The sequence below is a fragment of the Mycobacterium sp. DL99 genome (assembly GCF_004762045.1).
Classification (GTDB): domain Bacteria; phylum Actinomycetota; class Actinomycetes; order Mycobacteriales; family Mycobacteriaceae; genus Mycobacterium.
The window spans coordinates 4,692,176-4,698,773 of sequence record NZ_SJOM01000007.1; the positions used below are offsets into that span (position 1 = coordinate 4,692,176).

Genomic DNA, 6,598 nt, shown 5'->3' on the forward strand with positions numbered 1-6,598 from the left:
TGTGGGCGATCACACATACGCAAACATTCAGGTAGAGGTTACCGTTACGTTATGACCGCCGATCAGGTTGATGCCCGTCCCGCCCTCGCTTCCGCGCTGGTGACGGCGATCGATCACGTCGGTATCGCCGTTCCCGATCTGGATGCCGCGGCCAAGTGGTACCACGACAACCTCGGCATGATCGTCCTGCACGAGGAGATCAACGAGGAGCAGGGCGTGCGCGAGGCCATGCTCTCGGTGCGCGGCGCCGCCAAGGGCAGCGCCCAGATCCAGCTGCTGGCCCCGTTGAACGAGAAGTCGACGATCGCCAAGTTCATCGATCGAAGCGGCCCCGGCCTGCAGCAGCTGGCCTACCGGACCAGCGACATCGACGCACTGAGTGAGCGCCTGCGCAGCCAGGGCGTTCGACTGCTCTACGAGGCCCCCCGAAAGGGCACGGCCAACTCGCGCATCAACTTCATCCACCCGAAGGACGCCGGCGGCGTGCTGATCGAGCTGGTCGAACCGGCCGCGGATTCAGAGCACTAAGACCACTTCCTCGTCGGGCCGCGATTGACCCGATTCGCCCAGCAGGCGGTGTGCCAATGCCTGCGGTCATCGATATCGCCGACGTCGATCGGCACCACCACCACGTGCGCGGTCGCCACGCGGATCTCGTGGTCACATCCCGGGCATCGATAAACCTTCACCGCGCGCGAGGCGGCCACGACCCGCACCTCGTAGTCGTAACCATCGGGCCCGGTCTCGACCCGACGCGTCGGCGGCAATGGCGCCAGCCGACGGTGTTCGCGGGGCCGACGGCGCATCAGAACAGCCGGTATTCGTCGCTGTCCATGCCCCGCATCTGGTCATAATCCAAAGTCACACAACGGATTCCACGGTCGGTGGCCAGAGTTCGGGCCTGCGGTTTGATCTGCTGGGCGGCGAACACGCCGGCCACCGGGGCCAGCACGGTATCGCGGTTGAGCAGTTCGAGGTAGCGCGTCAGCTGTTCCACACCGTCGATCTCCCCACGGCGCTTGATCTCCACGGCCACCGAGCGGCCCAGCTCGTCACGACACATCAGGTCGACCGGGCCGATGGCAGTCGGGTACTCGCGGCGCACCAGTGTGTAGCCCGCGCCGAGCAGCTCGACATGTTCGGCCAGCAGTACCTGCAGGTGCGCCTCCACGCCGTCCTTCACCAGGCCGGGGTCGACCCCGAGTTCGTGGCTGGAGTCGTGTTCGACGTCCTCGACCGTGATGCGCAGCTGCTCACCGGCCTTGTTCTTGACCACCCACACCGGCACACCGTCGTTGTCATCCTCGGTGAGCCAGCACGGCGGACTCATCCAGTTCAGCGGCTTGTAGGCGCGATCGTCGGCATGGACACTGATCGAACCGTCGGACTTGAACAACAACAGCCGGCGGGCCGATGGGAGGTGGGCGGTCAGCCGCCCGACATAGTCGACGGTGCACTGGGCAATCACGAGGCGCACCCGATCCACCTTAAGGGCATCTGGAACGAACTAGGCTGTCGCCACAATGAACTCCGACAAATCGCTGGCACGACGGCTGGGCCGGGTGCTTGAAGGCGTCACCCGCCAGAACAGCAGGCTCCCGATCACTCCGGAATACGGATCGTGGGTGCTGGGCCGGGTATCGGAAAGTCAGCGCCGCCGCAGGGTGCGCATCCAGGCGATCCTCACGACGTTCGTGATTGCCGGGAATCTGCTCGGCATCGGCATCTCGATGATCATCGTCACGCTGCTGTTCCCGGCGCCCGACGTGTTCGCTCCGCCGGTCCGCTGGATCACCTTCATCGTGGCCCCCGTCTACATGGCCATGGCGCTGATCGTCGGGGTGTTCTGGGCGACGACGCGGGTGATCGACAACGTGCGCTGGGCCATCGAAGAACGACCCCCCACCATTGCCGATCAGCGCAACACCTTCTTCGCCCCGTTCCGGCTCACCCGCGTGCTGCTTGTCCTGTGGGGTCTCGGCGCCGCCCTGCTGACAACGCTGTACGGGCTCGTCGACACCAATTACATTCCGAAGTTCCTGCTGGGCATCACCTTTCCGGGAATTGTGGTGTCGGTCAGCTGCCATCTGTTCACCGAGTTCGCGCTGCGGCCGGTTGCCGCGCAGGCACTGGAGGCAGGCCCGCCGCCGGTACGGCTGGCGCCGGGCATCATGGGCCGCACCATGGTGGTGTGGGCGCTGAGCTCGGGCGTTCCCATCTTGGGCATCATGCTGGCCGCGATGTTCGCCCTGACACTCAACAACCTGACTCCGACGCAATTCGCCTACGCCGTCATCGGCCTCGGCTCGTTTGCGCTGGTGTTCGGTTTCCTGCTGATGTGGATCCTGTCGTATCTGACCGCAACTCCGATCCGCGTCGTGCGTGCGGCCCTCAACCGTGTCGAACAGGGCGATCTGGACACCAACCTGGTGGTGTTCGACGGCACCGAACTGGGCCAGCTGCAACGGGGATTCAACTCGATGGTGCACGGCCTGCGCGAACGCGAACGCGTCCGCGATCTGTTCGGCCGACATGTCGGCCGCGAGGTCGCCGCACTGGCCGAGCAGGAGAAGCCCGTCCTCGGCGGCGAGGAACGCCACGCCGCAGTGATTTTCGTCGACGTGATCGGCTCGACGCAGCTGGTCACCACGCGTCCCGCGGTCGAGGTGGTCGATCTGCTCAACCGGTTCTTCGCCGTCATCGTCGACGAGGTCGACAACCACCGCGGCCTGGTCAACAAGTTCGAAGGCGACGCAATACTGGCGGTGTTCGGGGCACCGGTCTCGCTGCCCAACCCCGAGGACGAGGCACTCGGGGCCGCACGGGCGATCGCGCGGCGGCTGCGTATCGAGGTGCCCGAGCTCGAGGCAGGCATCGGAGTGGCGGCCGGCCAGGTGGTGGCGGGCAACGTCGGCGCCAAGCAACGCTTCGAGTACACCGTGATCGGGGAGCCGGTCAACGAGGCCGCACGGCTGTGCGATTTCTCGAAGCAAGTGCCCGGGCACCTGGTGGCGTCATCGGACACCATCGCCAACGCGTCCGAAACCGAAAGGGCCCGTTGGTCGCTGGGCGAATCGGTAAACCTACGCGGTCTGGGCGAGCCGACCCGCGTGGCCGTACCGGCCTAGCCGGCGCCCCACTGCCGCGCTGCGTCGACTGCCTCGTCGACGGTGCGGAACACGATGGCGTCGTAATCGTCGCGCCGGTCGGCCGGCACCACGCGGCCGTCGGGGTCGACGAGATAGGCGTCTTTACCTGCCGCAGCCAGGCTTGCCCGCATTCCGGTCAGCATGCCGCGCGCGGCATCGTTGATGTCATCGACCCGGGTGACGTCGAGCACGGCGACCTCCCATTCACCACGATCGTGCTCGGCGGTCCGCAACACCTGCTCGGCCCCGGTGAACAACAGATCGCCCTGCACCTCGTAGACCCGAATGCCCGGGCCGGCGTCGAACACCGCCCGCAGGGTCGACGACGACTCACGGCCGACCGTGAGGAAGTGCAGTCCCAGCTGCGCGGAAAGGTTGCGGCACACCTGTACCCCACGCACGCTGTTGCCACGGGAATCCAGGCGCGGGGAGTAGACACCGATGCCGAGCTGGCCAGGTAGCACCGCCACGATCCCGCCGCCGACACCACTCTTGGCGGGCATGCCGACGGCGCTGACCCAATCGCCTGTCGCGTCGTACATCCCGCAGGTCACCATCACGCTGAGGGTGCGCCGAACCACGTTCGCATCGATCACCCGTCGACCTGTCAACGGGTTGAATCCGCCCCGGGCCAAGGTGGCGGCCATCCGGGCCAGGTCGGTGCTCGTCACCTTGACCGAACACTGCCGGAAGTACACGTCGAGGACCTCGTCCGGATCACCTTCCAGCGCACCGAAACTGGTCAACATGTAAGCGATCGCCCGATTGCGGTTACCGGTCGCCTTCTCCGAGGCGTACACATCCATGTCGATCTCGAGCCTTCGGCCCGCACACGCCGAGTAGAACTCATGGATGCGGTCGAACCGCTCGTCGGCGCCGGCCCCGGGGATCAGCGAAACCGCCGCAATGGCACCGGCATTGATCATCGGATTCTTCGGTGTCTTGGTCACATCGTCGACGCTGATCTCGTTGAACGCCTCACCTGAGGGTTCGACGCCGATCCTGGCATCAACGGCATCCTGGCCGATCTGGTCCAGCGCCAGCGCGTACGTGAACGGCTTGGAGATGGACTGGATGGTGAATTCCACTGCCGTATCGCCGGATTCGTAGACATAGCCGTCCGAGGAGGACAGACTCAGCCCGAACCCCTCGGGGTCGACATTGGCGAGTTCCGGGATATAGCTCGCCAGGGCGCCGTCGCGCAGTTCGATCTGCTCGGCACGGATCCGGTCCAGGTAGTGCTGCACCAGCTCGGCCACGGATCGCAGTCTAACCGCGGGCACCCACCCACGACCATGTCGCTTTTCCGCTAGTGAAGTGCCGGATGTCATGCCATCGTGGAATTCATGCACGAGGATTTCGATCGCTGTTACCGGGCAGTCCAGTCGAAGGACGCGCGGTTCGACGGCTGGTTCGTCACCGCCGTGCTCACCACAGGCATCTACTGCCGTCCCAGCTGCCCGGTGCGGCCGCCTTTTGCCCGCAATATGCGGTTCTATCCAACAGCGGCTGCCGCCCAGGCAGCTGGCTTTCGAGCCTGCAAACGGTGCCGTCCCGACGCCTCACCCGGCTCTCCCGAATGGAACGTGCGGGGCGACATCGTGGCGCGCTGCATGCGGCTGATCGCCGATGGCACCGTGGACCGCGAAGGGGTGACGGGCCTGGCCGCCCGCGTCGGCTACACGAGCCGGCAGCTGCAACGCATCATGCAGGCCGAGCTGGGGGCAAATCCCCTGGCATTGGCCCGGGCGCAACGCACCCAGACAGCCCGGGTACTGATCGAGACAACCGAGCTGCCGTTCGCCGACGTGGCGTTTGCCGCAGGTTTCGCCAGCATCCGTCAGTTCAACGACACCGTGCGCGCAGTCTGCGATCTGACGCCGACTCAGCTGCGGTTGCGGGCCCGCAACCGATTCGCAGCCGACGCCTCGGCTGCCCCCGGCGTGGTGTCACTACGGCTGCCGGTACGCACCCCTTTCGCGTACGAAGGGATGTTCGGACATCTGGCGGCCAGCGTGGTGCCGGGCGTGGAAGAGGTGCGCGACGGGCAGTACCGGCGCACCCTCCGGCTGCCACACGGCCATGGGGTGGTCAGCCTGACGCCACAGCCTGACCATGTCCGGTGCCAGTTGGTACTCGAGGACTTCCGCGACCTGGCGGCCGCCATCGCACGGTGTCGACGCCTGCTGGACCTCGATGCCGATCCCGAGGCCGTGGTGGAAGCACTCCAGGCCGACCCTCGGCTCGCGGCTGTCGTGGCCAAGGCGCCCGGGCAACGCATTCCGCGCACCGTCGACGAATCCGAACTCGCACTCCGGGTGGTGATCGGCCAGCAGGTGTCCATCAAGGCGGCGAGTACACATGTCGGGCGCCTCGTAGCCGGCTACGGAACCACCGTTACGGACGAGGCCGGAGGGCTGACACACGTATTTCCGAGCATCACCGATCTCGCCGGCCTGAATCCCGACGATCTGGCGATGCCGGCGTCCAGGAAACGGACCGTCACAACACTGGTCGCTGCCATCGCTGATGGCGACCTCGTCCTCGATCCGGGATGCGACTGGGAGCGGGCCCGTGAACAGCTGCTTGCCCTTCCCGGGGTGGGGCCATGGACCACGGAGGTGATCGCCATGCGCGGCCTCGGTGATCCAGATGCCTTCCCCTCCACCGATCTCGGTGTACGCGCGGCCGCCGGCCACCTCGGCCTGCCCGCGGACGGACTCGTGGAACACAGCACCAGATGGCGGCCATGGCGCGCGTATGCGACACAACACCTGTGGACCACACTGGACCACGCGGTGAACGAATGGCCCCCGAACGATCGACAGGAGAAGTCATGACGACACTGCACTACCGCACCATGGACAGCCCGGTCGGCCTCCTCACGCTGGCCGGCCGGGATGGAAAGCTGATGCACCTACGAATGGTGGATCAGACGTACGAACCGAGCCGCGAAGGCTGGGACGCCGATGACACGGCGTTCTCAGACGCCGTCGATCAACTGTCCGCCTATTTCGCCGGCGACCGTACCGAGTTCGACCTCGAGCTGGACATGGTGGGGACGCAGTTTCAACGCCGGGTGTGGGAGGCCCTGCAGACCATTCCCTACGGCGAGACCTGCTCATACGGCGAGATCGCGCGGCAGATCGGTTCACCATCGGCATCGCGAGCCGTCGGTCTGGCCAACGGGCACAATCCGATCGGCATCATCGTGCCGTGTCATCGGGTGATCGGTGCGAATGGCAGTCTCACCGGCTACGGCGGTGGCCTGGACCGCAAGCGGGCATTGTTGGAATTGGAGAAAAGCCGCACGACGCCGGCTCTGTTTAATTGAGTAAGGGACGTTTCAATTCCATTTCAAGAATTGAAACGTCCCTTATACAAAAATGCCCGAGCCCTCCAATCGAAATTGGAGGGCTCGGGACTTAATTTGTGTTCGGCGGTGTCCT

Annotated in this window: 7 protein-coding genes; 4 read left to right on the forward strand and 3 right to left on the reverse strand. The window is 65.5% G+C overall.

Features of this window, described 5'->3' with window-relative positions:
• The first annotated feature begins 51 nt into the window (after positions 1–51).
• On the forward strand, positions 52–528 hold the full coding sequence (mce, locus tag EYZ64_RS22860; RefSeq protein ID WP_135456973.1) for a methylmalonyl-CoA epimerase: 477 nt from the start codon (positions 52–54) through the stop codon (positions 526–528).
• On the opposite strand, the gene EYZ64_RS22865 is transcribed toward mce, so the two are convergent.
• Together EYZ64_RS22865 and nucS are read right to left on the reverse strand one after the other, a co-directional pair.
• The gene (locus tag EYZ64_RS22865) at positions 525–806 is read right to left on the reverse strand and encodes an Rv1322 family protein (protein ID WP_135456975.1); all 282 of its coding nucleotides are present in this window, start codon (positions 804–806) and stop codon (positions 525–527) included. The genes mce and EYZ64_RS22865 overlap by 4 nt on opposite strands.
• Positions 806–1,477 carry an endonuclease NucS gene (nucS, locus tag EYZ64_RS22870; RefSeq protein ID WP_135456977.1) on the reverse strand — a complete coding sequence of 224 codons (672 nt, stop codon included), beginning with the start codon at positions 1,475–1,477 and terminating at the stop codon, positions 806–808. The genes EYZ64_RS22865 and nucS overlap by 1 nt, the downstream gene beginning before the upstream one ends.
• A 46-nt stretch (positions 1,478–1,523) precedes the next feature.
• Between nucS and EYZ64_RS22875 the strand changes: the two genes are divergently transcribed.
• A complete protein-coding gene (locus EYZ64_RS22875) occupies positions 1,524–3,128 on the forward strand; it encodes an adenylate/guanylate cyclase domain-containing protein (RefSeq protein ID WP_135456979.1) in 1,605 nt (534 codons plus the stop codon).
• Here the strand turns inward: EYZ64_RS22875 and glsA are convergent.
• Positions 3,125–4,408 carry a glutaminase A gene (gene glsA / locus EYZ64_RS22880; RefSeq protein WP_135456982.1) on the reverse strand — a complete coding sequence of 428 codons (1,284 nt, stop codon included), beginning with the start codon at positions 4,406–4,408 and terminating at the stop codon, positions 3,125–3,127. The genes EYZ64_RS22875 and glsA overlap by 4 nt on opposite strands.
• Before the next feature lie 87 nt (positions 4,409–4,495).
• Between glsA and EYZ64_RS22885 the strand changes: the two genes are divergently transcribed.
• Both EYZ64_RS22885 and EYZ64_RS22890 read left to right on the forward strand, forming a co-directional pair.
• Positions 4,496–5,989 carry a DNA-3-methyladenine glycosylase 2 family protein gene (locus tag EYZ64_RS22885; protein ID WP_135456985.1) on the forward strand — a complete coding sequence of 498 codons (1,494 nt, stop codon included), beginning with the start codon at positions 4,496–4,498 and terminating at the stop codon, positions 5,987–5,989.
• A complete protein-coding gene (locus EYZ64_RS22890; RefSeq protein ID WP_135456986.1) occupies positions 5,986–6,483 on the forward strand; it encodes a methylated-DNA--[protein]-cysteine S-methyltransferase in 498 nt (165 codons plus the stop codon). Before EYZ64_RS22885 ends, EYZ64_RS22890 begins: the two co-directional genes overlap by 4 nt.
• Positions 6,484–6,598 lie beyond the last annotated feature (115 nt).